This is a genomic window from Maribacter sp. Asnod2-G09, assembly GCF_045063795.1.
In the GTDB taxonomy this organism is placed as follows: Bacteria; Bacteroidota; Bacteroidia; order Flavobacteriales; family Flavobacteriaceae; genus Maribacter.
This window is the reverse complement of record NZ_JBEFOA010000003.1, coordinates 351,922-376,258: the sequence shown is the minus strand read 5'-3', so window position 1 is coordinate 376,258 and position 24,337 is coordinate 351,922. Positions and strand designations below refer to the sequence as shown.

General features: G+C 34.9%; 23 protein-coding genes. 11 read left to right on the top strand and 12 right to left on the bottom strand.

Annotated elements, in window-relative coordinates:
* Positions 1-16: 16 nt before the first annotated feature.
* From ACJJVT_RS05580 to thiH, 4 genes are read left to right on the top strand one after another with little or no spacing between them, the layout of a single operon-like run.
* Entirely contained in the window at positions 17-652 is a 636-nt protein-coding gene (locus ACJJVT_RS05580; RefSeq protein WP_405397121.1) for a thiamine phosphate synthase, read from the top strand.
* A gap of 20 nt (positions 653-672) precedes the next feature.
* The gene (thiE, locus tag ACJJVT_RS05575; protein WP_405397119.1) at positions 673-1,326 is read left to right on the top strand and encodes a thiamine phosphate synthase; all 654 of its coding nucleotides are present in this window, start codon (positions 673-675) and stop codon (positions 1,324-1,326) included.
* A 1-nt stretch (position 1,327) separates the two neighbouring features.
* Positions 1,328-2,092 (top strand): thiazole synthase, encoded by a 765-nt coding sequence (locus ACJJVT_RS05570; protein WP_405397118.1) that lies wholly within the window; start codon positions 1,328-1,330, stop codon positions 2,090-2,092.
* A 3-nt stretch (positions 2,093-2,095) separates the two neighbouring features.
* Positions 2,096-3,208 (top strand): 2-iminoacetate synthase ThiH, encoded by a 1,113-nt coding sequence (thiH, locus tag ACJJVT_RS05565; RefSeq protein WP_405397117.1) that lies wholly within the window; start codon positions 2,096-2,098, stop codon positions 3,206-3,208.
* 2 nt (positions 3,209-3,210) lie between these two features.
* On the opposite strand, the gene ACJJVT_RS05560 is transcribed toward thiH, so the two are convergent.
* Complete coding sequence (locus ACJJVT_RS05560) at positions 3,211-4,464, bottom strand: NAD(P)/FAD-dependent oxidoreductase (protein ID WP_405397116.1); 1,254 nt, start codon at positions 4,462-4,464, stop codon at positions 3,211-3,213.
* A gap of 99 nt (positions 4,465-4,563) precedes the next feature.
* Between ACJJVT_RS05560 and ACJJVT_RS05555 the strand changes: the two genes are divergently transcribed.
* Positions 4,564-4,926 carry a DoxX family protein gene (locus ACJJVT_RS05555; RefSeq protein WP_299317238.1) on the top strand — a complete coding sequence of 121 codons (363 nt, stop codon included), beginning with the start codon at positions 4,564-4,566 and terminating at the stop codon, positions 4,924-4,926.
* Positions 4,927-4,929: 3 nt separating this feature from the next.
* Here ACJJVT_RS05555 and ACJJVT_RS05550 read toward each other — a convergent pair whose 3' ends face one another.
* The 9 genes from ACJJVT_RS05550 to ACJJVT_RS05510 form a co-directional block, all read right to left on the bottom strand.
* Positions 4,930-5,280 (bottom strand): DoxX family protein, encoded by a 351-nt coding sequence (locus ACJJVT_RS05550; RefSeq protein WP_405397114.1) that lies wholly within the window; start codon positions 5,278-5,280, stop codon positions 4,930-4,932.
* A gap of 46 nt (positions 5,281-5,326) precedes the next feature.
* Complete coding sequence (locus ACJJVT_RS05545; protein ID WP_348326626.1) at positions 5,327-5,491, bottom strand: Lacal_2735 family protein; 165 nt, start codon at positions 5,489-5,491, stop codon at positions 5,327-5,329.
* 177 nt (positions 5,492-5,668) lie between these two features.
* Entirely contained in the window at positions 5,669-6,256 is a 588-nt protein-coding gene (locus ACJJVT_RS05540; protein WP_405397113.1) for a dual specificity protein phosphatase family protein, read from the bottom strand.
* 71 nt (positions 6,257-6,327) lie between these two features.
* On the bottom strand, positions 6,328-7,104 hold the full coding sequence (locus ACJJVT_RS05535; RefSeq protein ID WP_405397111.1) for a hypothetical protein: 777 nt from the start codon (positions 7,102-7,104) through the stop codon (positions 6,328-6,330).
* Positions 7,105-7,206: 102 nt separating this feature from the next.
* Positions 7,207-8,103 (bottom strand): hypothetical protein, encoded by an 897-nt coding sequence (locus ACJJVT_RS05530; protein WP_405397109.1) that lies wholly within the window; start codon positions 8,101-8,103, stop codon positions 7,207-7,209.
* A gap of 345 nt (positions 8,104-8,448) precedes the next feature.
* Positions 8,449-11,946: a prolyl oligopeptidase family serine peptidase gene (locus tag ACJJVT_RS05525; protein ID WP_405397108.1), complete on the bottom strand. Its 3,498-nt coding sequence runs from the start codon at positions 11,944-11,946 to the stop codon at positions 8,449-8,451.
* A 326-nt stretch (positions 11,947-12,272) separates the two neighbouring features.
* Positions 12,273-13,010 (bottom strand): DUF5995 family protein, encoded by a 738-nt coding sequence (locus ACJJVT_RS05520; RefSeq protein WP_405397532.1) that lies wholly within the window; start codon positions 13,008-13,010, stop codon positions 12,273-12,275.
* A gap of 158 nt (positions 13,011-13,168) precedes the next feature.
* Positions 13,169-13,942: a DUF1080 domain-containing protein gene (locus tag ACJJVT_RS05515; RefSeq protein WP_405397107.1), complete on the bottom strand. Its 774-nt coding sequence runs from the start codon at positions 13,940-13,942 to the stop codon at positions 13,169-13,171.
* Positions 13,943-14,219: 277 nt separating this feature from the next.
* On the bottom strand, positions 14,220-14,624 hold the full coding sequence (locus ACJJVT_RS05510) for a MerC domain-containing protein (RefSeq protein WP_405397106.1): 405 nt from the start codon (positions 14,622-14,624) through the stop codon (positions 14,220-14,222).
* Between the two features lie 81 nt (positions 14,625-14,705).
* Here ACJJVT_RS05510 and ACJJVT_RS05505 point away from each other — a divergent pair, with 81 nt between their 5' ends.
* From ACJJVT_RS05505 to ACJJVT_RS05480, 6 genes are all read left to right on the top strand, one after another.
* The gene (locus ACJJVT_RS05505; protein WP_405397104.1) at positions 14,706-15,086 is read left to right on the top strand and encodes a Fur family transcriptional regulator; all 381 of its coding nucleotides are present in this window, start codon (positions 14,706-14,708) and stop codon (positions 15,084-15,086) included.
* Positions 15,087-15,235: 149 nt separating this feature from the next.
* Positions 15,236-15,538 (top strand): hypothetical protein, encoded by a 303-nt coding sequence (locus ACJJVT_RS05500; protein WP_405397102.1) that lies wholly within the window; start codon positions 15,236-15,238, stop codon positions 15,536-15,538.
* A 246-nt stretch (positions 15,539-15,784) separates the two neighbouring features.
* Positions 15,785-16,474 (top strand): ABC transporter ATP-binding protein, encoded by a 690-nt coding sequence (locus ACJJVT_RS05495; protein WP_405397100.1) that lies wholly within the window; start codon positions 15,785-15,787, stop codon positions 16,472-16,474.
* A 5-nt stretch (positions 16,475-16,479) separates the two neighbouring features.
* The gene (locus ACJJVT_RS05490; protein ID WP_405397098.1) at positions 16,480-18,978 is read left to right on the top strand and encodes a TonB-dependent receptor domain-containing protein; all 2,499 of its coding nucleotides are present in this window, start codon (positions 16,480-16,482) and stop codon (positions 18,976-18,978) included.
* 2 nt (positions 18,979-18,980) lie between these two features.
* Positions 18,981-20,420: an ABC transporter permease gene (locus tag ACJJVT_RS05485; protein WP_405397097.1), complete on the top strand. Its 1,440-nt coding sequence runs from the start codon at positions 18,981-18,983 to the stop codon at positions 20,418-20,420.
* Complete coding sequence (locus tag ACJJVT_RS05480) at positions 20,421-21,761, top strand: DUF3526 domain-containing protein (protein WP_405397095.1); 1,341 nt, start codon at positions 20,421-20,423, stop codon at positions 21,759-21,761.
* 212 nt (positions 21,762-21,973) lie between these two features.
* Here the strand turns inward: ACJJVT_RS05480 and ACJJVT_RS05475 are convergent, their stop codons facing one another.
* Positions 21,974-23,242 (bottom strand): purine-cytosine permease family protein, encoded by a 1,269-nt coding sequence (locus ACJJVT_RS05475; protein WP_405397094.1) that lies wholly within the window; start codon positions 23,240-23,242, stop codon positions 21,974-21,976.
* A complete protein-coding gene (locus ACJJVT_RS05470; RefSeq protein WP_405397093.1) occupies positions 23,235-24,269 on the bottom strand; it encodes a hypothetical protein in 1,035 nt (344 codons plus the stop codon). The genes ACJJVT_RS05475 and ACJJVT_RS05470 overlap by 8 nt, the downstream gene beginning before the upstream one ends.
* Positions 24,270-24,337 lie beyond the last annotated feature (68 nt).

Genomic DNA, 24,337 nt, shown 5'->3' with positions numbered 1-24,337 from the left:
CACTTAACTTGAACAAATGGTTGTAGTAATAGCACCAGAAAAAAACATTCCCAATGAAATTGAAATACTACATCAGTTATTTCAAGAGGGCTTGGCATATTATCATTTGAGAAAGCCATTTAAAAACTATCAAGAACATTGCGATTATTTAGATGCAATCGATAAAAAATACCACAACAGAATTGTGGTGCATTTATGTCATGAACTGGTCAATACATATGGTTTAAAGGGAGTTCATTTTCAGGAACAAATGAGAATAGACCATATAGATAACCCTGGTCAGTACTTTAAAAAGTTGGATATGTACGGTAAAACAATCAGTTCTTCTTTTCATGACCCAGAAGTATTGAAACAGTGCGATTTTGAATTCGATTACCATTTACTGAGTCCTGTTTTTTCATCCATTTCAAAAAAGGGATATGAGGGTAAAGGTTTTGATGTCAACCACATCGACAAATTGATTGTAGGTATGGGCGGTATTAATGAAGAAACAGTAGAAGCCACGCTGAAGCTTGGTTTTAAGGGCATCGGAGTGTTAGGCGGAGTTTGGAATATGGAAAACCCGGTAGAAAGCTTTGTTGCATTGAAAAAGCAATACGAAACAGCCGTTCAAGAACAGAAGAAAGCATCCGTCAGAAAAAAGAATTTTTAGTATTTACGATAAGAAAGAATATGATACCAACATTACATTATATATCGCAGGGCAAGACTCCCCAAGAACATTTAGAGAACATACAAAAAGCTTGTACCTCTGGTGTAGAATTGGTACAGTTGCGATTAAAAAATCAGCCTAAAAAAGTAGTGTTAGAGACTGCCAAACAAGCAAGGGAAATAACAGGAAAATTTCAAACCCGATTAATCATTAATGATTACTACAAAATAGCGGCTGCGGTAAAAGCAGACGGAGTGCATTTAGGTAAAACCGACACCTCCCCAACTGTAGCAAGAAAAGCAATGGCATCGTGGCAAATTATTGGTGGTACCGCCAATACACTTGAGGACTGTGAAGCGCTAATCGCTAAAAAAGTAGATTATATAGGTATGGGACCATTCCGATTCACGGAAACTAAAGAAAATTTGAGTCCCGTTTTAGGGCTAAACGGCTATCTGACCATAATTGAGGAGCTGAAAACAAGTATTCCGATTATTGCCATAGGCGGCATTGTTACCGATGATATTGCCGCAATAATGAAAACAGGTGTTCATGGCATCGCTATTTCGGGTGAAATTACACGCAACTTCAATAGCATACCAGAATTGAAGAAATTAATCAACGGAGGTCCGGTACAAGAAGAACGTTGGATATCTGAAGAAAAAAGAAAATAATATGTTACAAATGGCGGATAAAAAGTTCACCTCAAGACTGTTTACAGGAACAGGAAAATTCAGCTCGTCTCAAGTAATGAAAGAAGCATTGCTGGCATCGGAAAGTGAGTTGGTAACTGTGGCGTTAAAGCGAGTGGATATTGAAGATGCCCAAGATGATATTCTTCAGCATTTAAACCATGCGCACATTAACCTGCTGCCCAATACATCTGGCGTGCGTACGGCAAAAGAAGCGGTTTTTGCAGCGCAATTATCTCGTGAAGCTTTGGAGACTAATTGGGTGAAACTAGAAATACATCCTGATCCAAAATATTTGTTGCCCGACCCAATAGAGACATTAAAAGCAGCCGAAGAATTGGTGAAGTTGGGATTCGTGGTCATGCCATACATACATGCCGATCCTGTATTGTGCAAACGATTAGAAGAAGTAGGTGTGCAATGCGTAATGCCTTTGGGCGCACCAATAGGAAGTAACAAGGGATTAAAGACACAAGATTTTTTAGAGATTATTATTGATCAAAGTAACGTACCCGTTATTGTAGATGCCGGTATCGGTGCGCCATCGCATGCTGCCTATGCGATGGAATTAGGTGCAGATGCCGTGTTGGTAAATACAGCGATTGCGGTCTCCCAAAATCCCGTAGAAATGGCAAAAGCATTTAAAATGTCGGTCGCTGCAGGAAGAATGGCTTTTGAAGCAAAATTGGCACCCGTAGTACATAAAAAAGCAGCAGCCAGTAGTCCGCTAACCAGTTTTTTAAATTAGAACATGAGCAGTTTTAAAGACGTATTCGACACCTATAATTGGGATGAAACCTTACAAAGCATATTTTCTAAAACAGAGAACGATGTGTTACGTGCTTTAAGTAATACCAAACGTGATTTAGAAGATTTTAAAGCATTGATTTCGCCCGCGGCCAAGCCGTATTTGGAAGAAATGGCGCAGTTAAGTCGTCAATTGACAAAAAAACGTTTTGGGAATACGATACAGATGTATTCGCCTATGTATTTGAGTAACGAATGTCAGAATATTTGTACCTATTGCGGATTTAGTATGACGAATAAGATTCCCCGTCGTACCCTGACCGATACTGAGATATTAAAGGAAGTGACGTACATAAAATCGAAGGGATATGACCATATTTTATTAGTGACAGGTGAAGCCAATAAAATAGTGGGTGTAGATTATATCAATAGCGCCTTGCAACTGATTCGTTCCCAATTTTCTAATATCACCATAGAGGTACAACCTTTACTGCAAGATGAATATGAGCTATTGATTGAAAATGGTTTGTATGCCGTGTTGGTTTATCAAGAAACCTATCATAGGGAAGAGTATAAAAAACACCACCCGAAAGGTAAAAAATCGAACTTTGATTTTAGATTGGATACTCCCGATCGCTTGGGCAAAGCCGGAATTCATAAAATAGGATTAGGCGCTTTATTCGGATTGGAAGATTGGCGTGCCGATAGTTTTTTTACAGCCTTACATTTAAAGTATTTACAAAAGACCTATTGGAAGACGAAGTACTCCATATCCTTTCCAAGGTTACGCCCTCACTCAGGCGGATTGGAGCCTAAAGTAGAAATGACCGATCCAGATTTGGTTCAATTAATTTGCGCTTTTAGATTATTAGACGAAGACGTAGAGTTATCTATGTCTACCCGAGAAAGCGAAGTATTTAGAAATAATATTGTCAATTTAGGAATAACCTCCATAAGTGCGGAGTCCAAAACCAACCCTGGTGGATATGCTGTAGCCCCAGAATCTTTAGAGCAATTTGAAATATCTGATGAAAGACCAACAGAAGTCATTACAGAAATGCTGAAAAGTAACGGACTTGATGTCGTATGGAAAGACTGGACCAATAATTGGGAATAATTTTATTTAAAAATACCCTGTAAATTTTCAAGAACCCCAAGTGCCGCTTTTTCACCCGCAATCATAGCTGCATTTAAAGAACCGTTTAGTTGAATGTCTCCAGCTAAATAAATAGTTTCTGTCAATCGTGTTTCTGAAGGCGAAATCTCATAATGTAGTTCACTCAACTTTGGTAACGACTTAGGTATGGTATAGTGTTTTATAAACGTAGTAGAAGTAATTCCGCAAAGTTCTCTTAATTCCTTTTGAACTTGGTCTAAAAGGGCTTTATCAGATAAACCTAGATTGTCTACAACAGTAACAGATAGCAATTCTTTACCTGCGTTTATGGCGGTTTTAAGACTTGTATGGTAGAAGATGTTATTGATTACAGCATTTTGATCAGGAATTAATCCGATTAAAGGTTTTTGAATCGTTCTGCTTTCCGTTTCAAAATACAAGGTATCACAGCTTTGCCATTCTATGGCTTGATTCTTTAGATTTGGAATTAAGCTACTCGCTTCTGTTGCGATAATTATAAAATCACTCTCTAGTTCTTGTCCGTCAGCAAGAAGAATTTTGTTATCGCTAATAGAAGATACAGCGGTGTTGTATTTTATAGTCGTGCCTTTTAACTGATGTAGTAGTTGTTTCGGAATCTCTTCAATTCCGCCTTTTGGTAATGCAGCACTACCCTCACCGAACATTTTATAGACAAATTCGAACATTCTGCTAGAAGTTTCTAGTTTGTTTTCAAGAAAGATTCCACTGAAAAAAGGGGTAAAGAAATCGTTTATCATACTAGATGAGAAATCTAATTCTGTCAAATATGAAAGTGTCGTTTGTTCTTTATCTGAAAATATTTCCTCGATGGTTTTTTTCTTAAGTCTAGTATTCAATTTTAGAATTTTCAACTTATCGGTAACAGTACCAACACTGGCGAAAAGCGTTGAAAATAATAAAGATGCATCTCTAAGCGGATCACCTATTATTTCTTGTTTTCCATTTTTAAAAATCGATGCACCAGGTAAGAAATCTTGCAGTTCTAATGATTTGTAATCAAGATATTTTTGAGCTGCCGGGTATTCGGTTAACAAAACTTGAAATCCGTGGTCCAATTGATAACCGTTTATAATATCTGTTTTGACTCTGCCGCCTACCCTATCTGAGGCTTCAATAAGTACAAGAGAATATCCATGCTGTTCTAGTACCGTTGCGGCAACTAAACCACTAATTCCGGCACCAACGATATGTATTTTATAATCCTGTTTATTCATTTTAATATTTTGTTTAACTAATTTTATATAAATATAAACAAAATTAGTATTTTTGATATTGACTAATGTAAGTAATTGGTTTAAAAATATATCTTAATCATGAATTATTTAATAATAACATTTCAAATTATTGTCGGTTTAAGCATTTTAAATGTGTGGTTAATCCAAAATAAGAAACCGACCAAATGGCGTGGTGGAAAGGCAACAACTATAATAGAAGAGTTTGAGGCGTATGGCCTATCTAAACAGCTATGCTATATTGTTGGATTTTTTAAAGTAACATTGGCTATTTTATTACTTGTTGCTATTTGGTTTCCTGTAGTAAAACAACCTGCAGCTTTAGGTTTAGCAGCTTTCTTATTAGGTTCAATAGCGATGCATTTTAAAATAAAGGATCCTTTATTTAAATCTTTTCCGGCAGCTTTGTTTTTAGTGCTGTGTTTATGTATTGCTTTTCTGTAAAATTTATAACGCAGTAAGTTGTTGGTAATAGCTTACTGCTATAAATAAATTTACTAGAGCTAAAACTAATGATGGTATAGATTCTGCTGCGCTGTCTTTAATTTTTATTCTAACGGCAAATCCTAAAAGCATTAAAAGTGTTAGTCCTGCAGCAGCTACGAATAGTAGAACAGGTGAAAAGAAATATCCAATAATTAATCCCAACCCCCCTGCTAATTGCAAGTATGCGGTAAGAATTCGTTGCTTTTTTAAACCAAATCTAGCGAACTCATCTTTCATTTTTTGTGATAATAGGCACTCTATGCCATAATACAAAAACGCACTGCTTGATAAGAATATAGCTATGTGTAGCATCTTCATTTTATTTTATACCAGAATGTTTGTATGAATGTGAAATGAATTAAGATAACTGCTCAATCTTTTTCATGATCTCATCTGCTTCAAAAGCTTTTTGATCACTCATTTTTCTATTTGTTGTTGAAAGTGTGTGTGCTTCCTTCAATAGCTTCTCATACTGAGAACGTAATTTATCTTTCTCTGATTTCTTTTTAAATAATCCGAACATAGTTTTAGTATTTCTGAAGAATGTATCTAGTAATTTACTAGAATATAAAGATACATAATGTTTAAATATTTATTATTAATATTAAACAAAATTTCAATATGGAATAGTTATAAATACAAAAAAGAGTGCTAATGATATCAGCGAGGAATTGTTAGCGCAAACTAGGGAGTTAAAAATTTAATTAGATTTTGCTTTTCTTACATCTGCTAATTTCTCTTTTAGCAGTTCAACATCTAAAGATTCTAATAAGGTAATTAGATTAGGAAATCGTGTTCTATGATAACCGAAGCGTTTATTTGTAAATTCTGCAATAGCTTTCTCTTTGCTCCAATTATCAAATACCATTCTAGAGGCAGCAATAATAACTCCTGTCCTATCAGAACCATGCCAGCAATGAATTAGAACAGGTTTTTTTGCCTGTTGTATGCTGTTCAAGGCATTAAAAACATCATCAAAATCTATAGCTGACGCTTTTAATGGAATACGTTCTAAATCGACATTTAAACCCTTTAATTTTTTTTCATCCGTTGCTTGGCGTCTGAGATTTACGATAGATTGTATTCCCATAGCTTGTAGCTCTCTCATTCCCTTTTTTGTAGGTTGCTCAGAACGATATAAGCTATCATTCAGTTGATAAAGATTATGAAAATTATTTGATGCTATTTTCTTAACATTAGATTCTTGATAATCATCTAAAGGCACAGAAAAAGCAAACGATAAAAATGAAAAGAAAATGATGTAATAGCGTTTTTGAGATGTTAGCATATTTCGAGTTCTAAATATGTGTTTGATTTAGGTAAAATGGCTGAGCATTTTAGCAAGAGGTGTCTTACTTTTTAAATAACAGTGCCATTGTCTAGCCAGCGTAGTAACAACCCATCATTATGAGAAATTGCTACAAGATGAAATTTAGTAAAACGTTTAAAAACGCGCGATTCTTTAAGGGTTTCCATGCATACCGAAACCGGATTAAGATAATTGGAATGAATTAAGAATAATTCGCCTTCTCGTTTTAATAGATAGCCAACATGTCCCTCGTCAAATCCTATAAAGTAAAGACCTTCTTGGGTTAGCGTATCAATTTCGTCAAAAGCTTTTTGATGTGTATCGTGTTCTATCTGGTTGATTACCGAGCCACAACTAATCATTTTAGCCTCATCAATTGGTGATTTTTGAGCTAATTTATATCGGTTGATATTAACGCCCATATCTCGTAGTGTGGTCGAAATAAAATAGCCGCATGCAATTTTACCTTCATTAGGCGTAGCTGTATGTCCGCCAAAACTCCAAGGAGTACCATACCAATGTGGTATGATTTTATCAACTAACTGATTAGCAAATTCCGTTTTAACATGGTCTAAAGAAATGGTGCCTAATCTAAGATCTTCTTTTAATCGAAGACGCAGTTGTCCGGCATTTTCTTTAGTACTGGCATATGAGTCGACGATGGAATCTGATGAAGTATTAAGCAAAAGTGTTTTTTCACTAAAACTTTTAGCTTTTGCTACCCTTGAAAATCTTTGACTGGTAATGTTAGTTTCTTTCACCTTGTCATTTTTAGGTGATATATCGTTCGAAAATCCTAAAGAAAGTAGAAGGGAAAAAAGAAACATAGGCTAGTATAGATTTTGGGATTGGGCGCTATTATTAGAACGGGTTAGTTATGAGTAAATTACATATAAAAAGTTAAAGTTTTACGAAGGTTCTGGTATCGGTTAAATACTTAAGTTGACCGCCCACCATACGTCATAATCTCTTGGCACAAGAGGTCTGTAACTTTGAAACCCTTGGTCAGCTATTTTAAGTCCGTGTATCTTACCATTGTCATCGCGCACATAGCTGATGAAAATGAACGAATGTCCGTACGGATCTAGTTTATTAACGTCAGCACCTAGAGTAACCTCATTGTAATCCTCTTTATATCTCCATACTTGCATAAGAGCCCCGGGTTTTAATTTGCCGGACCAAATTCCTGTAGCGTCAACCAAAGTACCCATACCGGCATATGCAATAGCGCCAGCATTACCTTTACCCCTATACCTTTCAGGTAGACTTTGCCAACTTTCATCTGGTTTTGAAGCGGTAACATAAAGCAGATTGAACACTTGTTTAGGGGTATATATGTTGGTAGCCATACTATCTGGTAAATCTTCGTACGGTAAATGGCCATGTACCTCTTTATAGGCCTTTTCAAAACGACCTTTACTAACGGCTAAACAATGTCCACCAGGTTCTTTAATTTCACTGTTAAGATAATTTTGAACAATTTTATTGGCTACGGGACTATTAAGTTCAAGATCTGACGCAATGGAAATGTCGTTTTCTTCAAAATTCACTTCCTCTTGTTTTAATGAATCCTTAGCGATAAGTTCACCTGTAATAATATCTGGCTTTATACTGATATATGAATGATCATCAAATCCATACTTTTCAATGTTTGGGATATCTTTAGCTGAATTGCCTTGTACTTGAGCGGCACTATTATCGATCCTTGGAATATCCTCATGCTGACTACTATTTTTGGACGTAGTACAGCCCCAAGCGATTAAACCGATAAAAGCATAGTAAATAAATAAGTTTATTGGAAAAATTTTTAAACTGAAGTGCCTCATCTTACAAATTTGTAAACACCTTATTCTAAATAAAATTAATTAAACAGTTTTTGTTCTTTTTCTATTTATACAAGGAATTATACAGTATTAAAGATAAGAAAAGAACTAGCTTAATTTAGGTTAAATAATGTATAAAACTTCCCGAAGTACGCGTAATATTACAAGATTCTCCGTTTAAAAAACACCTTAAAAATATGCTACTTACTTAAGATTCAATAAATGTTCCATGAAATTTGAGTTTACGAGCAGCTGTAATTATACAGGAGAATGGGCGAAATAGAATTTCTTCAGTGTACAAATTAATCTATAATCATTATCTAATTATTTATCATGATTTAAGAATTATTAAGGAGTATCTTTTGGTATTGTATTTAAATCATATATCAATGCTAATTTATAGGCACTATCTCTAAAACCGGAAAAGCGACCAGACCCACCACTGTGTCCGTTAGAAAAATCTGTTTTTAATAACAGTACATTGTCATCGGTTTTGGTAGCCCTTAGTTTTGCAACCATTTTAGCAGGTTCCCAATACCCGACTCTTGTATCATTTAATCCTGTAAAGAACAACATATTAGGATAATTTTGAGCTTTAACATTATCATAAGGACTATAAGATTTAATGTTTTCAAACTCTTTTTTATTTTTAGGATTGCCCCATTCATCAAACTCCCCAACGGTTAATGGTAATTTCTCATCTAACATTGTATTGATAACATCTACAAAAGGCACATTCAAAATAACGGTATTAAATAATTCAGGTCGCTCATTTACTACGCCACCCATTAATAAGCCGCCTGCGCTAGCACCATCAGCGACAATATGACCTTCTTGGGCATAGTCTTCCTCAATTAAATATTCTGCACAGGCGATAAAATCTGAAAATGAATTCTTTTTATTAAATAGTTTACCATCATCATACCATTCTCTACCTAAATCATCTCCGCCTCTAACGTGTGCTATTGCATATAGGTAATCATTGTTGACCATATGATGTGCCGTTGGGCCACCAACGAGTTCTTGACCCATACCGTACGCCCCGTATGAGGTTAAATAGACTTTATGTTTAGCATTATTACGTCTAGCTCGCCAGTTATTACTGATTAGCGTTAAGGGAATTTTTTTACCGTCTTTGGCAGTTACCCATTTTCGCTCAATTTTATATTTAAAGAAAGGATGTGTTATGGGTTTACTATGTTGCTTGACCAAACTTTTTTCTTTGGTCTTCATATTATAATTATAGGTGGTGTAAGGCGTTTCAAAAGAGCTATAACTGAATTGCAAACTATCAGTCTTAACATTAGGATTGTAACCAATACCAATGTTGTAAAACTCTTCATCAAATTTCATGAAGTGATTTTGTTGCGTATTTCGGTCAATAATTTTTATACGTGATTGTGCATTTTCTTTTTCACTAATTACCATATAATCATCAAATAATTCTAAATTCTGAATAAGAACACCAGCTTGATGCGGAATTAAAACCTTCCATTTATTTTTTGATGTATCATCTACTTCTGTTGTTACCACTTTATAATTCAAAGCGTTTTCATTAGTAAGAATATAGAATTTGTTATTATAATCTGTAGTGTGGTAAACATGATTCTTTTCACGAGGATGAATGACCTTAAATTGACCATTTGGATTATCGGTTTTTAGATACCAGTTTTCAGAAGAAGTACTACTACCGGTATTTAAGAAAATATAGTCTTTAGATTTAGATTTTTCAATACTAACGTTAAAGCTAGGGTCACTTTCTTCGTAAACGATTAAATCATTTGTAGAATCAGTACCTAAAAAATGACGAAGTATTTTTGAGGAACGATAAGTACCATCTTCAACATTTGCATATAAAAAACTGGCATTATCTAACCAGACCATATTAACTACTCGGTTAATAGAATCTGCTAAAAAAGTTTGAAGAGTTAAATCTTTCACTTTCAGTACATATTCATCTTTACCAGTGGTGTTCTCATACACCGCAATTAGTTTGTTATTTGGGCTCACAGAACCAACGCCTGCATTGTAATACCCTTTGTCTTTGGCTAATTCGTTTACATTTAATAATTCTTCTTCTATCGAATCATTTTCAACTGACTTTCTATAGTATACAGGGTATTCATCATCTTCGCTATACTTACTATAATAGAAATAACCATTTTTTTTAGTTCTTAGAGAAGTACTATTTTCTTCAATACTTTTTACTAAATCTAGGTAAATACTACGCTGCGATTTTTTAAGCGGAATGTTATAATTTTCGGTGTATTTATTTTCTTTACGCAAATAATCCATAACAGGTTTATTGCTTATAGGAGCTTTAGTATCTTTTAACCAGGCATAATTGTCAGTGTAATTTTCGCCGTGTATTTTGAAAGTAGAAGGCTCAATCTTAGCAATTGGCTCAGGCATAGAATCGTTTCTAACATGCTTGTCATGAAATTGTCTTTCAAGACTTTTATCTAACTCCATATCTTCTCTAATTGTCGATTTTATAGTAGATATAGGATTTTTAACTGTATATTCTTTCCAGAAAATGGAATCGTATTCTAATGGAAATTCATATAATTGATTCGCTACGGTATTCGCAAAATTATCTTCTTTCGATATTTTTGTAGTGTTCTTTTCATTGATATCAGATACGTTAAATTCTGAAATCGCAGAATAATACGTTGTGGTAATATCTGTGGTGTCTTTATAGATAAACTCATCTTCATGACGCATTTTATCTAAATAATATTGATTTCCTTTTTTCTTGTAACTAACATCTAATTTGTAATCAAAATGCTTGACTGCCATTTCTTCATAACTACAGAAGTATTGTTTTAATGAGTTGGGTACCGCACATTCGTATCGTACAACTGCAAAATCATCTTGATCAATATAAATACGTCCTTTTAATAACTTGTTCTTGTTGGCTAAGCGCCATTGACGATTATTAGATGGGCTTGCAACAGCGTCTAATGCTTGCTTTGTCGTTTTAGTTTCAAAGTCAAGCACATATAACCATGTGCCATTTTCATCTTCTTCTTCAGATACTTTAAATGTAAAATCGCGATTAGCTTTGTTTCCTAAAAAACTTTGCTGGTACTTAACTCTATTTCTGGCGAAAAGGCCTAATGGTCCGCCTTCGATATTAGCTTCAAAATCTCTGTTACTTAAATTACTACTTGAGCGCGAATTGATAATAGCTACTTGTTCATTTTTTAAAGTTCGATGATGAAAATGGACACGATGTAATGAATTGGAATAAAAACTAAAAGAACCGTTACTGAATGAATAATCATTAGGGTTTTGGTACTCTTTCCATTTATAATTTTTGTTACTGTACGGCTCTTCATAATAATCGCAAACGGCATCTGAATATTTAATGTATACTCCGTTTTCTTTCAATGTTTCTCGATAATAACCAGTTATTTTAGTAGGAGATTCTGCATAATTGGCAGGTATGTTCTTAATTACCTTTTTTAATAAAGCCTTGGCACTAGGCATTTTTTTAGGGGTTACAACAACTTCCATTAACTCAAGGTTAGTAGATTCCATCGCAAAAACACCACCGTCTTTAGCTATAAAATCTTTGATTGTAAGGTGTAGATCTTTATAACCAACATAACCCAAAGTGATATTGTAATTAGTATACTTCTCAGGAATAATTATTCTGAATCTGCCGTCTCCATCAGTCACGGTACCTAAAGCAATATCATCAATTTTTAAATAGGCATATGGCAGCGCAGTAGCATCTTTTTTATCTACAACGGTACCCATTACGGTTGTTTGCGAAAAAGATGTAATAGTTAGAAATAGAAATACAATAAGAAGAAAGTTTCTGTAAAGGTTGGCTATCATTTTTTTTAATTGAATCGTAGTAAGTTTTACAAGTAATACATCTTTTCTTTATGTACAAAGTGCCATTGATCGCACTAAAGACATTATAAATAAATCAGATTAATTAAGCGTATTTTTCTTACTACTTTAAGTGTTTAGGTTTACAAATAAAAATAACGCTTAAAGTAAATGCAATCTTATTTTCATAAACTTCTGGTAAAGTTTGATGGTGCAGAAAATGATAAATATGCTTTTTTTGAAGCGGAAATGGTTTAGTTAAATATAGTAGTATTTTGTTTTACAGGTAGTTATGTGGTAATGAATTATTGCCGCATAAAAATAGTAGTTTACTTCTCTCGCAACCTAGAAATTACTGTACCCACATTTTTTTCTTCAAACTTGCCCATAAACTTTAGAGCGTACATCACTATTTTTGATTTAGGTGTTTTTATAAATTCGCCAAGACTTAAAACAGTTATGTCCATTTGCTGTAAAGCTGCATTTTGCTGTTCGGTACCTAAGCCCCAAAGCAGATTGGCATTATACCACGAGAGTTCTCTTGCTTTGCGCAAACTAAAATTGATAATTTCTTCGTCGGTATTTTTTCCGGCAAGATCAAGTAGAAATAATAAAGGAGAAACACGGCTAAGGCGGTCTTGCATTTCATTAACGATGTTGCCAAGTATGGCGTTAACGGTATTGAAATCTCTTTCAATATGAGATATTTCTAACCCGTTCATAGCAGTACTTGCGGCTAAACCCAAATCAAGATTAATATGAGTATTTATACCCAACATGATATGCTGTAAAATGGTTAGGGTGTCATTTTTGGTGTCAAAGGCAAATTGCCATGATGCACTAATGGGTTGATTGTTAATATAACCATTATAGGCATCTAAATAGTAATTGGCGAAGGTAACATCGAAGGATTCCATTCTGGCATTATCTTCAAAATTACCTAATTGCACCTCATTCAGTATTTCAGCAGTAACTCTTCGATATAAGAAAGCGAAGTAGCCTATGCGGTCATTATTAATTATAGCATTATCAATAATGCTGTCTAATTGATTTAAGACTTCTTGTATGGTGGTTGGTCGGCTGATGATATTTGTTTTAAATATGAAGTTAACTATTTATAGAATTTTAAATGTACTCATTTCTAATAGTTTAGATACTCTGTAGTATCTAGCATATATATATTGGAAATGTTTCTTGTATTTAAAATCTACTAAGATTATTACTCTTACAATTCCCTAATTTTCACATTACGAAACCAAGACTCAAAATACCAATTTTGAAAAGCAATTTTACCTTGTGTAGCTTTAGCGAAACCAGGTACATCTTTAAATTTTGAGTTAGCAACCTTATTTTTCCAAGTGGCGGAGTTTATTTCTTCTTCGGCAGTTAGAATGCCATTGAGGTAAAACTGAATTTTACCATCTTGTTGAATAATTCGTGTGGTATTCCATTGTCCAACTGGGTTTGCTTCAACGGTATTTAGTTGTGGTGACAATCCCCAAATGGAACCAGGTCTTTTTAAAGGAGTTTTCGTATCCATATGTTCTGGTTCCAATAATTGGTATTCTACACCAGTGTTGTAAGTAGCTTTATATTCTGGTGTTTCCTGTACATTTATAAAAGCGCCTCCATTTCCGCGAAGCGCCATTTGCCAATCGAATTGCAGCTCATAATTTTCATAAGCTTTATCTGTTACTAAATCTCCAAATACTTTACTTTCATCCGTTGCATTGCAAAATATCATTCCTTCCCTAACTTCCCATGCAGAAAATTGCGTAGAATCTGGTTTATTAAAAAGATGCCATCCATCTAAAGTTTCACCATTAAAAAGTAAGCTCCAACCCTGCTCTTTTTCAATATCTAATAATTTATTGTGAATCTTGTTCTTAGCTGCTATTTCTTTAGAACGCGAAATCTCAAAGTCCTTTTTTTTCTCGGTTTTACAAGAGGTGACAATTAAAACGAATACTATTGAAGCGCAAAAGGAAATTCTAGTCATTGGTAAAATTTGTTGAAGTATGTTAAGTAACACTACAAGTTGAATACTAGGACTAAAATAACGATTTCAAGTAAATGATATGTATTCTACTATATTTTAAATGACTCACTATTAATTACTACAACTTCTAAGAAATTGAACACTTTATTTACTCCACAATTTTAATATCAATCGATGTTCTACTTTGCCAACCTGTTGCATCTATTACGAATTATGTAAAATCGATATTATTAGAACTAATTTAAAATTATTCTCTACCGTATTTTTTACTTACCCGTTACTCTTCATTTACACAACATTTATCGATACTACATGTACAGTATTTTCGATTATAAATATGCAATGCCACTAACGCCACAGCAGGAATATAAATAGCAGCTTCAGGTATGGATAGAAGCGCTACTTTTTCATTTAAAATTATTCCAGCTAAAACAGACCAACTTAACCATAGCATGGGTGTCATCCATTTGATTGTGGTTGTTTTTGTTGTCCAATAAATGGCTAAAAATGAAATAGTTAAGAAAAAGTAATCCATAAATTTCCACCACGTTGGCGGACCGTCACAACAAGTTACAGCACTAGCTTGCGCTAGAAATAAAAATGGAGTGGCAACGCAATGAGCAAGACATAATGAACTGGCAAAAGTTCCTAAAATGTCTGATTTCTGATTAATTAATATCATTGAAGTTTTTGTTAATACAACTGAGTTGCAAATGTAGATATAATATTTGTTAATGCAACAAGGTTGCGTTATATTTGTTGTATGGGAGTAATTAGAAAAACTAAGGCCGTAGAAGTTTTGCTTAATGAGTTCAATACTAGTTCAGTAGCTATTTCTGCAAAAGCATTAATTGAGCAGTTGGGCGATACATTTAATAAAACTACCATTTATCGTGTATTAGATAAGTTAGAAGATGATGGGGTTCTACATTCCTTTTTAGGAAAAGAAGGCTTAAAGTGGTATGCTAAATGTAATGGCTGTACTTCAACAGAACATAAAGATGTTCATCCTCATTTTCAATGCCTTAGTTGTGGCAGGGTAGATTGTTTGACCTTTACTGTACCGCTCCCGAAAATACCGAATCGAAAAATTGAAGTAACTCAGTTATTGATTCAAGGCAAGTGTGAAGAGTGTTTTGTGTAAAGCAAAATGTGAGCTTCAGTACTTTAAATTAAAATAATCTTCAATCATAGTAATACGTATCAAGACGGTTTCTTTGACTCCCTTAAAAAAGGATTTTCGAAATAAATTCTCAATTAAATCATAAAAGTTTTTATTTTTACCGCTTGCAAATGAAAAACGCTAAGCATCTTATTGCCTTGTTTTATATTACCTTGATATTGTTATTCAAGGTAGCGGGCTTGCATGCACTTTCTCATCATTCAGATGAAACAGACGTTCAACATTGCGAGGTTTGTCATATTACCACTGCGGTGAACTTCACTCCGCTTTTAGAAACACAACCGCTAGTAGTAGCACCAACAGAATTTTACAATTGGGAGCAAACGATTACTATAGCAGTCCCTGTTGTCGCCTTAAACGAAAGGCATTTATCTAGTTATCTCTTTACTAGACCTCCACCACAATTTATCTAGTCCGTATGTATGCTGTAATATCCTAATTTTTTAGGGTGAACGCACATTTTTTCTATTGTTATTTTAATTTGAAAGTCCCCATTTTTTTGGAGGTTATCATTTTATAATAACAATAATATCTCATACGGCTGCTGTCTTAATTTCTAGGCAGATCTTCAATAATATTCAATACCCGTTTACTGTATTTATTACGGTTAGACGAAGTTTTGCTACAAGTACTACCAATTTTTAATACACAATACTTATATGCTAAAGGCAGTAAATATTACCAAGTCCTATAACGGAAAAATGGCATTGAAAGATGTTTCTTTTGAAGTATCTAAAGGAGAAATTTTTTGTTTGTTAGGGCAAAATGGTGCAGGAAAAACCACCACTATAAATATATTTTTAGGTTTTATAAAAAAGGATGGCGGACAAGCGTTCGTTGCCGATAAAGAAGTGGGTAAAGATGATACCAATCAACTTACCGCCTATATACCAGAAACGGTACAGCTTTACGGAAATCTTACAGGGATTGAGAATCTTAATTTCTTTAGCAAATTAGCTGGCTTCACGTATTCCACATCAGAATTAGAAGCGTTCTTAACAAAAACAGGATTACAAGCAGATGCTCAACATAATAGGCTATCGGGTTATTCTAAAGGAATGCGTCAAAAAGTTGGAATTGCCGTTGCGCTTGCCAAAAATGCAGAAGTAATTTTTATGGATGAACCTACTTCTGGTTTAGATCCTAAGGCAACAGCAGAATTCACTAAAATTTGCAAAGAACTCGCCCAAATGGGTAAGGTCATTTTTATGGCTACGCACGACATTTTTAATGCCGTAGAATTGGGTACCACCATCGGTATCATGAAAGAAGGTGTTTTAGCACAGCAGCTAAAAGCCAGCGAGATCAACGCAAATGAATTAAATCAACTTTACCTAGAAACTATTTAGAACAGATGAACAACTATATAAAAATTATAATAGCAGTATTACTATGCAACGTAACGTTTGCCCAGAATTCAGTAACGGGTAAAATTACCGATAATGAAGGTCAACCTATTTTTGGAGCCACTATTTCATATACATATGACGATGCTTCTAAAAAAGCCGGTACCACTTCTCAAGAAAACGGAAATTTTAGTTTTGAACTTAAAGAAACCGGTAATTATCAAATTACGGTAAGCTACATAGGCATGAAATCGCTTAGTTTTCAAAAAGCTTTCAATCAAGCACAAGACTATGATTTAGGAAGTTTAAAATTACAGATGAATGTGGAACAACTACAATCGGTAGAGGTTGTTGGTAGAGCTAGAACAGATTACAATAGTGACTACTCGTTCTCTGCAACAAAGGTGGCGATTGCCAATAAAGAATTACCCCAGGCGATTACATCTGTAACTAAAGAATTAATTGCAGACCGACTTGCTTTTCAAGTGCCAGATGCCGTAAAAACGGTAAGTAATGTTTCGGTAACGGGCTTATACAATCACTATAATATTCGAGGTATTACACAAGCGGATGACGGGCAGGTGTTAAACGGTATGCGTACACGCCAATACTATTTTTTACAACCAATTACCTCACATCTAGAGCGTGTTGAAGTTATAAAAGGTCCATCATCAGTTACATTTTCAAGTGCCGATCCAGGGGGTACAGTAAATATGGTTACCAAAAAGCCTTTGGCTGAAAAACGTAGTGAAGTTTCTTTGACCACAGGCAGTTTTGGAACCTTAAGAGCTACAGCAGATTTTACCGGTCCTTTAAACGAATCTAAAACCTTATTATATCGTTTCAATGCTGCAATTCAAGAAGCAGATTCATTTAGAGATGTGGTAAACAACAATGCCATTTTGTTTTCGCCTTCTTTAAGTTATATACCCAATGAAACAACGTCGTTAAATGTAGAAATGATTTATAGTGATGCCGTAGGTAATTTAGATAGGGGTCAGCCAATTTTCGGAGCTATTAATGGCGAGTATGATTTAGATAGTACGCCTATTACAATGAACGTAGGCGCTTCAAGCGACCACTACAAAAACAAGGAGTTTATTTTCATGGCTAACTTTAGTAAAAAGTTGACCGATAACTTAGGTTTCAATGCCCAGTTCATGAAACAAACTTGGGATGAAGATTTAGCTGAACATAGAGTTGATGGTACTGCCGTAGATATTGGCGGAAATGTGATACCTACCCTGGCGAGAATGCGATATGATGAAAGGCAACAATATTGGGAAACCGATAATTTCAGCACCTACTTTACGTACGACATCAAAACAGAGAAGATAACCAACAAGATATTAGTTGGTTATGATGCTACTCGTTGGGAAAGAAAAATTGGTGCCGGATTTCTTCGTGCCAGAAGGTACTTGACAGTCGATGGTGGTCAGTCTAACTATGACCCTGCAAATGCTGCTAACTTTCAGCAAATGGTGGTAGATGGTGTAACCATGCCAGTGCCTGCTGTTCCTCATTTTAATTTAGATGATCCTTTTAACGGAGCTAGAAATACAAATGCGTATAATCTGGCAGAATTGAGTATTCCTGCAAACTTGAATACTTCAAATGGGTTCTATATTCAAAATCAGTTTAAAGTAGGTAAGTTCTCTGCTTTATTAAACTTACGATATGAGCGTTTCACTGATATTTTTGATTATGAAGGCGATGAGCAAGAGTTTACAAATGATGCCATTGTACCTAGAATTGGTTTAACCTATGAAGTTACCAATACCGTTAGTGCATATGCCACTTATTTAGAAGGTTTTCAGCCACACACCAATACAGTTTCATTATCGCCAACGGCAGAAGGTTTCTTTTGGTCTACATCACCAAGTAGATTTGATCCTTTAGAAAGTAGCTTGACTGAATTTGGGGCAAAAGGAGAATTTTTGAACGGAAAAATATTTGCAAACTTTGCTATTTTCAACATTACTCAAAAAAATATCTTATTAGGTGATACCTATGATTTGGATAACCTAACTACAAGAGGTGAACAAAGAAGTAGAGGTTTTGAGATGGATGTGTCCGGTTACATATCGTCTAATTTTCAATTGACCGCATCTTACGGTTTTGCCGATGCTGAAATAGTAGAAGATGCCATAGAAGAGTTTATTGGCGAACCTATCGGAGGAGCTCCTAAGCACAATGCCAACATTTGGGGACGCTATGATTTTACAAACGAAACTTTAAAAGGAATCGGCTTTGGTTTAGGTGCTCAGTTTATGGATGAGCGATATACCTGGTATAACCCTACGTACGACACCGATAGACTTTTATTACCATCATATACTGTATTTGATGCAGCAGTGTATTACAAACCAAACAATACAGGAATACAATTAACCTTAAAGTTGAATAATTTGTTTGACGAAACGTATTGGTTAGGTGGTCTTAACCCTTCTAGACTAGGTCCTGGAGCACCAAGAAACGTCTTGCTAAATGCTACCTATAAATTCTAAAAATGAGGAAAAACGTAATCAAATTGCTAGCACGCCAATTATGGCAAGATGCCTTTAGATCCAAGGTCATGCTGATAGCATCTACTCTGATGTTGTTCTTGCTTCTTTTTTCTGCATATAGTGGATGGGAGAATTACCATGACCAGAATTTCACACGTGATGAAATTCAAGAGGAAGTGCAAGAAAGCTGGGAAAATAACCCAGATAAGCATCCGCATAGAATGTCCCACTACGGTTCTTTTGCGCTTAGACTAAAACATGTTTTAAGCGTGTTTGACATAGGGATGGAGAATTTTGTTGGCAATGCCATTTTCTTGGAAGCGCACAAACAGAATACTGTAAATTTTTCTGAAGCTAGTATGTCTACGGGACTTTTACGTTTTGGTGAGGTGAGTCTGGCAATGTTGTTAAAAGTAATCGTTCCGTTATTAATTTTTTATTTGGGCTTTGCGACGATAGCTCAAGAAAGAGAAAACGGAACGCTGAAACTGTTAATAGGACAAGGCATTAGCAGAAAAGAGATCGTGTTTGGTAAATGGTTGGGTTTATGGAGTCTGTCGCTCATTTTTCTAACTTCCATTTTTCTAGTATTGTTGTTTTTCGTTTTATTAGAATCGCACGATAGCATGCATACGGATAGTTTATTAAGATACTTGGTTTTATTAACATCTTATTTTTTGTTCTTCGGAATTTTAAGCGCTATTACCATTTTAGTTTCCGCTTTTAGTGCAACCGCCAAGGGTGCCTTGGTAAAGTTACTGGGTATTTGGTTGCTGTTTGTTATCATCGTGCCGAAGTCATTACAGGCAATGGGGTTCTACTTATACCCTACTCCTTCTAAAATAGAAATGGAAACAGCGGTAGAACATGATTTGGTTTTATTGGGAGATAGTCACAATCCAGACGATCCACATTTTAAGGCATTGAAAGACTCTGTTTTATTAGCGAATAAGGTTACCGAAGTTGCAGATCTTCCATTTAATTATGGAGGATTTGTAATGTCTAAAGGAGAAGAGTTGAGTGCAGAGGTTTATCTAAAACACCAAGAAGAGCTTTATCAAGTATATCATAAGCAAAATAATTTGGAGCGATTTTCCGCATTCGTGAATCCGTATTCTGCCATTAAAAATTTATCTATGGCATTCTCAGGGACAGATTTTCAATCCTTCCTTCATTTTAAAGATGAAGCAGAAACATATCGTTTCAATTTAGCCCAAGAAATGAACCAATTGCAGATGGATTTAATTCCGAATAAAGGTAAAGAAGGTCCTAATTCGATTTCTAGTGACTACTGGAAAAACTTCCCTCCTTTTGAATATCATTTTTTAAGTATTACTGATGTGTTTAAAAATGAGTTGACTTCGTTAGTAGCACTATTATTATGGAGTGTATTATCCATTTTCGGGCTATTGAAATTATCAACTAACCTAAAAGCCTTATAGATGTATAGACTATTATTTAAATCGTTTTTCAGAACGAAAATATTCTTAGTTAGTCTTGTTTTATTAATGACTGTAGGTGTTATCAGTATTTTGATAGGAAAGCAATACTTGGTTAAACAAGAGAAAACGATAGCAGCAGCCCAAGTATTTCAAGAAGAAAGTATTAAAAAGAACATAGAATACCATAGTGATGATTTAGGATTGCTATTGTATTATCTGCGATTTACGTTGGCGAAGAAGCCTGAGAATATAAGTGCCATCTCAATAGGTCAAAGCGATGTTAATCCGCTATTGCAAGCTGTAACTATTCGTGGTTTGGAAGCGCAAAAATATGATACCGATTTTGAGAATCCGTCATTACTCATGTCGGGTAATTTAGATTTAGGTTTTGTAATTATTTATTTGTTTCCGCTAGTGTTAATAGCGATGACGTTTAATTTGTATTCAGAAGAAAAAGAATTGGGCACCTGGCGCATATTAGCAGTACAAACATCAGGGAAAGCAAGTTTTTTACTCAAAAAAATGGCAGTGAGAATACTCTTTGTGTTCGGAGTATTAATTGTTTTGATGTTTTTGGCAAGTGTTATTTTACAGATTTCGATGAATGCCAATTTCTGGGCTATTTTTCTGCAAAGCATCCTGTATTTGATGTTTTGGAGTGCCTTGTGTTTATGGATGGTGTCTTTATTAAAAAGCTCAAGCTTTAATGCATTGGCGCTAATTTCTATTTGGGTGGTATTGACGATATTAATTCCGGCATTAGTGAATAACTATGTAATTAATACCTACCAAGTACCAGAAGCCTTAGATGCCATGGTAGAACAACGAGATGGCTACCACGAAAAATGGGATATGGAAAAGGATGTTACCATGAATGGATTTATAGGTGCATATCCGCAGTACATAAACTATGAAGTACCACAAGATAAATTCAGTTGGATCTGGTATTACGGTATGCAACATATGGGCGATTTGGCAGCCAAAGAAACCAGTGAAGAAATGACAGAGAAGATTATGTTGCGTAACACGGTAAGTGAAAATGTAGCACTTTTTATACCTACAATGCATGCACAATTAAGTCTAAATAATCTTGCAGGTACAGATATGAAGAGTCATTTGAGCTTCTTAGATGCATTAACCGAATTTCATGAAAATTTAAGACTAGGTTTTTATGATAAAATCTTTAATGAAAAATCAGAAAGTTCGGTAGACTGGACAAAGCATGATATTAAATTCTACCAAGCAGAACATACTTTTAGTTGGTTAGAGTTATTACTACCAACTTTATTTATTACACTTATTATTGGTGCAATAGGCAGTTTTAATCTTAGAAAATTATAATTAATAAAACGGGTTAATTCAGAGTTAGCCCGTTTTTAAATTTTCAAAACTTACTACTTTAAGTTTATACCCTAAATCAGGTAACAATCTAAGATGAATTTAGGTTATATTATAACGACGAATATTAAATGAATTGGAAATCGATCCATTTCTAATTATTAGTATTTTGGTTATTTGAAGCTTATAATAAAAGCAATCATGAAATAGTGAATTTATACAGTAGGCTTAAAAATTGCTTTCCATTTAAAAGCCAAATAGATAACAGCTCCCAATAGAAATGAATCTAGAAAATATGCGCCTGTAATTTGAAATAATTCAAAGTAAGTTAGCATACTGATCAGTGAACTCAACACCCAACTAATTAAAGCTGCAGGTTCCCATTCAACAATATCTTCAAGGTTGTACTGTTGTCTTTTTATCCAAAAGAAATGAATAAAATAGATAGAAGAAATTGCTGGGGCTAGAATACCTAAAAATTCTAAGAATTCAAAAAGGTAGGTAGCGAAACCTAGTAGAGCCAATAGGGTTCCGAAAATACTTGAAACGATAACTACATTTTTAAAAGTCCATTTTTTATTAATTGTGGTAAACGTTAAGCTTGCAGAATAGAGGTTGGTAGCGTTGGTGCTCCATGTAGATATAAACAACAATAGAAAAGCAGGAATCACCAAGTTATACTCCCCCATGATTTTGATGATATCAACTTCACCAGTTTGTATAGAAGGTACGGCACTTAAAATATAGGCAAGCGGAGTACCAATCGTTAATCCTAAAACAGAGGCTAGGCTTTGTTTGTCGGTTTTTACGAATCTAGAAAAATCTGCCATTAATACAGGAAATAAAACCGCAGCGCCTACTAAAATTGAAGTTGCCTTAAAAAGTGTCATTGAACTTTCTTCTGGCACATAGTCGAACAGTGCTGCTGGACTTTCTAATTTTTCAAGAGACAGGTAAAAAACATAACCTAGAAAAGCGGTTAAAACGGGAATAGAGATATTCGCGACTTTTTCAATACTTCTAATTCCATATACCGTGGTAATCGTAATAAACAGACTAGTTGCGATAATAATCAGTTCTTTTGAAATTGTAAAGCTAAAGGTACTTTCGGTAGTGTCAAAAATAGCAATGCCCAACAATTCTAATGCTACGGCAAACCACCCGACCAAGGTTACTCCAAAAATAAAATTGACAATCTTTGCTCCGTGTTCTCCAAAACTAAAATGGAGAATCATATAGGTAGATAATCGTGAACGATTACCGATTAGGGTAGTCGCCATACACATAATGGTCAATACCAAGGTAGAGAAGCCAAATGCGATAAGAGCATCTTTAAAACCAAGACCAAGTGCAATTTCAGAGCCTAAAAACAAGGTAGAAACAGATAACCCGGTACTTGCAATAATCAACGCCACCACCCAACCAGAAACGAAGTCTTTGGGTTGAACTTTGGTAGTTGCGTATTGATCTGCTTGGTTAGACATTTGTGGCGCTTAGTAAGCTCTCTGCTAAAGGTCTTAATTCTTCATGACAAACTTCGCCATTATCGGTAATTTGTATTTCGTCAAAATAAATGCTGGTTTTAGCTACCACTCCGTCAAAATGCGATTTTGCCATTTGTCCGAATGGCGGCATGTCCATAGCGCTTGTGTGTCCAAATCCGAAATCTACACCGCCCCAAATACGTTCGTCTTCAACAAGTTCACCTGTAATGGCGTGAACTTTCGGATTAAGCCCTATCATATTATGAGAAATCTTATACATGTTCTCGTCTTCAAAAGAAGTAAGGTATTCTTTGAACTGAGCAGCGCCCTCCCCTTTTACGTCAACAATTTTACCATCTTTCATTACAAACGAAACTTTATCAGTGAGTTTTGCATGCTGTAAATAATCGAAAACAATACGCCCGTTCATACTATCTAGTTTCGGAACCACATTTACAAAACCTGGTGCTGTACCAAACTTAGGCATGGAAAAATCACCATCATCATAATCGAACGTGTAATTGGTATCGATATCGTAAGATACATCTGTTCCGTTTTCGCTGGTAATGCGTACAGTATTTGCCGTTTTGACCATATTGGTTACTTTAGACAGAAGTTTCTTTAAAACGGGAATTTCATAACCCGTAAATACGCGATCTAGCGAATCTATAGAGCTTTCTGCAATTATTAAGTAGCGCAGTTTTTTATTATCTCTCATAGCTGTTTCCCAGATGTCTGAATATAACAGCACTACCGCATTAGCTTCAATCCATACATCAGCTTTTAATAAGGCTGCGGTTAATGCTTCAGAAGGCCAATCTTTCATTCCGGCTTGACTGTCTTTTTCAGCTTGAGGAATGTACATGACCAATGGCAATGCACCTGCATTTTGTGCAGCTTGCGCCATAGCATCGATAGTAGCTCTATCCGTACCTAAATCTGATGTAATGGCAATGGTTTCTCCAGGTTGTACCTGAAACATATCTTCAATTAATATTCTTGAAAAACGTTCTCTTTTAGTTTCCATATGTATTTGAAAAAAGTATGATAAGGGCATCCTAAGACAATGCCCATGAATATCAGTTAATGGTTGAC

Excerpts from the sequence above, each read along its gene's own strand:
- ACJJVT_RS05535 (WP_405397111.1), bottom strand. The coding sequence starts at position 7,104 with ATGTTTCTTTTTTCCCTTCTACTTTCTTTAGGATTTTCGAACGATATA.
- ACJJVT_RS05480 (WP_405397095.1), top strand. The coding sequence starts at position 20,421 with ATGTATAGACTATTATTTAAATCGTTTTTCAGAACGAAAATATTCTTA.
- ACJJVT_RS05530 (WP_405397109.1), bottom strand. The coding sequence starts at position 8,103 with ATGAGGCACTTCAGTTTAAAAATTTTTCCAATAAACTTATTTATTTAC.
- ACJJVT_RS05515 (WP_405397107.1), bottom strand. The coding sequence starts at position 13,942 with ATGACTAGAATTTCCTTTTGCGCTTCAATAGTATTCGTTTTAATTGTC.
- thiH (WP_405397117.1), top strand. The coding sequence starts at position 2,096 with ATGAGCAGTTTTAAAGACGTATTCGACACCTATAATTGGGATGAAACC.
- ACJJVT_RS05580 (WP_405397121.1), top strand. The coding sequence starts at position 17 with ATGGTTGTAGTAATAGCACCAGAAAAAAACATTCCCAATGAAATTGAA.
- ACJJVT_RS05500 (WP_405397102.1), top strand. The coding sequence starts at position 15,236 with ATGAAAAACGCTAAGCATCTTATTGCCTTGTTTTATATTACCTTGATA.
- ACJJVT_RS05505 (WP_405397104.1), top strand. The coding sequence starts at position 14,706 with ATGGGAGTAATTAGAAAAACTAAGGCCGTAGAAGTTTTGCTTAATGAG.
- ACJJVT_RS05510 (WP_405397106.1), bottom strand. The coding sequence starts at position 14,624 with ATGATATTAATTAATCAGAAATCAGACATTTTAGGAACTTTTGCCAGT.
- ACJJVT_RS05490 (WP_405397098.1), top strand. The coding sequence starts at position 16,480 with ATGAACAACTATATAAAAATTATAATAGCAGTATTACTATGCAACGTA.
- ACJJVT_RS05525 (WP_405397108.1), bottom strand. The coding sequence starts at position 11,946 with ATGATAGCCAACCTTTACAGAAACTTTCTTCTTATTGTATTTCTATTT.
- ACJJVT_RS05540 (WP_405397113.1), bottom strand. The coding sequence starts at position 6,256 with ATGCTAACATCTCAAAAACGCTATTACATCATTTTCTTTTCATTTTTA.
- thiE (WP_405397119.1), top strand. The coding sequence starts at position 673 with ATGATACCAACATTACATTATATATCGCAGGGCAAGACTCCCCAAGAA.
- ACJJVT_RS05485 (WP_405397097.1), top strand. The coding sequence starts at position 18,981 with ATGAGGAAAAACGTAATCAAATTGCTAGCACGCCAATTATGGCAAGAT.
- ACJJVT_RS05550 (WP_405397114.1), bottom strand. The coding sequence starts at position 5,280 with ATGCTACACATAGCTATATTCTTATCAAGCAGTGCGTTTTTGTATTAT.
- ACJJVT_RS05555 (WP_299317238.1), top strand. The coding sequence starts at position 4,564 with ATGAATTATTTAATAATAACATTTCAAATTATTGTCGGTTTAAGCATT.
- ACJJVT_RS05495 (WP_405397100.1), top strand. The coding sequence starts at position 15,785 with ATGCTAAAGGCAGTAAATATTACCAAGTCCTATAACGGAAAAATGGCA.
- ACJJVT_RS05545 (WP_348326626.1), bottom strand. The coding sequence starts at position 5,491 with ATGTTCGGATTATTTAAAAAGAAATCAGAGAAAGATAAATTACGTTCT.
- ACJJVT_RS05570 (WP_405397118.1), top strand. The coding sequence starts at position 1,328 with ATGTTACAAATGGCGGATAAAAAGTTCACCTCAAGACTGTTTACAGGA.
- ACJJVT_RS05560 (WP_405397116.1), bottom strand. The coding sequence starts at position 4,464 with ATGAATAAACAGGATTATAAAATACATATCGTTGGTGCCGGAATTAGT.
- ACJJVT_RS05475 (WP_405397094.1), bottom strand. The coding sequence starts at position 23,242 with ATGTCTAACCAAGCAGATCAATACGCAACTACCAAAGTTCAACCCAAA.
- ACJJVT_RS05470 (WP_405397093.1), bottom strand. The coding sequence starts at position 24,269 with ATGGAAACTAAAAGAGAACGTTTTTCAAGAATATTAATTGAAGATATG.